The sequence below is a fragment of the Rhizorhabdus sp. genome, assembly GCF_018006725.1.
Taxonomy (GTDB): domain Bacteria; phylum Pseudomonadota; class Alphaproteobacteria; order Sphingomonadales; family Sphingomonadaceae; genus Rhizorhabdus.
In genome coordinates, this window is sequence record NZ_JAGMXV010000444.1 from 1 (window position 1) to 2,715 (window position 2,715).

Annotated in this window: 4 protein-coding genes; all 4 read left to right on the plus strand. The window is 65.9% G+C overall.

Annotated elements, in window-relative coordinates; all coding sequences use genetic code 11:
- Nucleotides 1–86: 86 nt before the first annotated feature.
- Genes KAY22_RS27550 through KAY22_RS27565 form a run of 4 tightly spaced genes read left to right on the plus strand, consistent with a single transcriptional unit; the run spans nucleotide 87 to nucleotide 2,685 of the window.
- Nucleotides 87–431 (plus strand): transposase, encoded by a 345-nt coding sequence (locus tag KAY22_RS27550; protein ID WP_296626228.1) that lies wholly within the window; start codon nucleotides 87–89, stop codon nucleotides 429–431.
- On the plus strand, nucleotides 428–769 hold the full coding sequence (gene tnpB / locus KAY22_RS27555; protein ID WP_296626229.1) for an IS66 family insertion sequence element accessory protein TnpB: 342 nt from the start codon (nucleotides 428–430) through the stop codon (nucleotides 767–769). Before KAY22_RS27550 ends, tnpB begins: the two co-directional genes overlap by 4 nt.
- Nucleotides 770–829: 60 nt before the next feature.
- Nucleotides 830–2,473: an IS66 family transposase gene (locus KAY22_RS27560; protein WP_296626231.1), complete on the plus strand. Its 1,644-nt coding sequence runs from the start codon at nucleotides 830–832 to the stop codon at nucleotides 2,471–2,473.
- The gene (locus KAY22_RS27565) at nucleotides 2,473–2,685 is read left to right on the plus strand and encodes a hypothetical protein (RefSeq protein ID WP_296626230.1); all 213 of its coding nucleotides are present in this window, start codon (nucleotides 2,473–2,475) and stop codon (nucleotides 2,683–2,685) included. The genes KAY22_RS27560 and KAY22_RS27565 overlap by 1 nt, the downstream gene beginning before the upstream one ends.
- The last annotated feature ends 30 nt before the right edge of the window (nucleotides 2,686–2,715 follow it).

A 2,715-nucleotide genomic window follows, 5' to 3' on the forward strand; every position in this document is an offset into this window, starting at 1 on the left:
GAGTATCCGCCCGGTGAGAGCCGCCTTGTTCGTCGCGGTTTCGCGCGCTCATAAGCGTGCTCGTGTGAGCGAGCTTAAGGACGGATATGAGCCAGGTAACGCTGTTTAGCGGCCCCGAGCGGCGTCGGCGGTGGAGTGAGGATGAGCGGCTTCAGATCCTGAACGAGGCGTTTGCGCCGGGTTCCTGCGTTGCCGAGGTTAGCCGCCGATATGATGTTTCCACCAGCCTGATCTATGCATGGCGGCGCAAGTTTCGCGCGGCATTGCCAGGCCCCGTATTCGCCGAGGCGATGGTGGCCGACGAGCTGCAGTCGCCTTCGTCCGTGCCGGGCGTCGCGATCCTGATCGAGCTTCCGGGCGTCGGCCGGGTCAGCATCGCGGCCTCGGCATCGCCGGTGTTGGCAGCCGCGGCCTTGAAGGCGCTGCGATGATCCCGCCCGGCGCACGGGTGTGGATAGCGATGGGTCATACGGATATGCGCAAGGGCATGCAGGGGCTCGCGCTGCTCGTCCAGCAGGCCCTGGGGCGCGATCCTTTCGGCGGCGATCTCTTCGTCTTTCGGGGGCGTGCCGGATCGCTGACCAAGATCATCTGGCATGACGGTATCGGCATGTCGCTTTACGCCAAGCGGCTCGAGAAGGGGCGCTTTATCTGGCCGTCGGCGAAGGACGGGATCGTGTCGCTGACGAGTGCGCAACTGGCCTGTCTGCTCGACGGGATCGACTGGCGTAACCCGCAGTATAGCTGGCGGCCACAAAGCGCGGGATAGCGCCCGGTATGATGCATTTTGGGCTTGATTGGTGGGGCCGATGGTGATTCATTCATGGGCATGGAAGCCGCCGTTTCGCCCACTCTGGACGACGTCGCAGCGCTCAAGGCGCTGCTGAACGCGGCGACCCGCAGAGCCGACGAGGCCGAAGCGCGGCTCGCCAACGCAAAGGCCCGCGAGAGCGCCACCGAGGCGATGATCGCCCATCTCAAGCTGCAGATCGCCAAGCTGAAGCGCGAGGCCTACGGCGCCAGCGCAGAACGCAGCAAGCGTCTCCTGGCGCAGATGGAGCTACAGCTCGAAGATCTCGAGGCCGATGCCAGCGAGGATGAACTCGTCACCGAGGCCGCCGCCGCAAAGGCCCTGTCCGTCACCGCGTTCGAGCGCAAGCGCCCGAGCCGCAAGCCGTTCCCCGATCACCTGCCGCGCGAGCGCATCGTCGTGCCCGCCCCCTGTTCCTGCCCGGCATGCGGCAGCAGCCGCCTTGCCAAGCTCGGCGAAGACATCACCGAGACGCTCGAGGTGATCCCGCGTTCGTGGAAGGTCACCCAGACGGTGCGCGAGAAGTTTTCTTGCCGCGATTGCGAGAAGATCACCCAGCCACCGGCGCCCTTTCATGTGCTCCCTCGCGGCTGGGCCGGGCCGAGCTTCCTCGCGATGCTGCTGTTCGAGAAGTACGGGCAACACCAACCGCTCAACCGCCAGGCCGAGCGGTTCGCCCGTGAGGGTGTGCCGCTCAGCACATCGACGCTCGGCGATCAGGTCGGCGGCGGTGCCCATGCGCTGCTACCGATCTATCGCCTGATCGAGGCCCATGTCCTCGCCGCCGAGCGATTGCACGGCGACGATACAACCGTGCCGGTCCTCGCGAAGGGCAAGACCGATACCGCGAGGCTGTGGGTCTATGTGCGCGACGACAAGCCGTTCGCAGGTGCCGATCCGCCTGCGGCGCTGTTCCACTACTCGCGCGACCGGCGCGGCGAACATCCGCAAGCCCATCTCGCATCCTGGTCGGGGATATTGCAGGCCGACGCCTATGGTGGCTACGGCGAGCTCTACCGTGAAGGGCGTATGCCCGGACCCATCTTCGAGGCGGGCTGTTTCGCTCACGCACGGCGCAAGTTCTTCGAGCTCGCCGACGTCGAGGGCGCGGCACGCAAGAAGAGCCGCGGCGAGCGCTCGGGTGTCATCTATCCGATCGCACTCGAGGCCGTGCAGCGGATCGATGCCTTGTTCGATATCGAGCGCGCCGTGAACGGCAGCAGCGCCGCCGAGCGCCTCGCCCTCCGTCAGGAGCAGAGCGCGTCGTTGCTAGCCGAGCTCCACGCCTGGCTCACCGAACAGCTCGGGAAGCTGTCGCGCAACCACGACCTTGCCAAGGCGATCAACTACATGCTCCGGCGCCGGGCCGCGTTCAGCCGCTTCCTCGATGACGGGCGCGTCTGCCTGACCAACAACGCGGCAGAACGGGCGCTGCGCTGCGTGCCGCTCGGTCGCAAGGCCTGGCTGTTCTGCGGATCCGATCGCGGCGGTCAGCGCGCCGCCATCCTCTACACGCTGATCCAGACCGCGCGGCTGAACGATATCGATCCGCAGGCCTGGCTCGCCGATGTGCTCGACCGCATTGCCAGCCATCCCGTCAGCCGGCTCGATGAGCTCCTCCCCTGGAACTGGCAAAGCAAGCCCGCCGCGATCGCCGCCTGATGGACGTGAACAAAGTCGATAGCGTCAAAACCCTGGCGCTCGTCGCGCGGGAGCTCGGCAGAGACGAAGAGTGGCTCTTCGACATCGCCGCGGAAATGGAACCCGAAGACGGGCTGATCTGGGTGTTCGGGCCCGATTATGACGGCGGCGCCATGGCCTTCACGCCTGACGGCATCGAATGCCTCATCAACCTCATTGCCGAACAATCATAGCTGATCCGCGGCCTTCACCGGATGGGTACG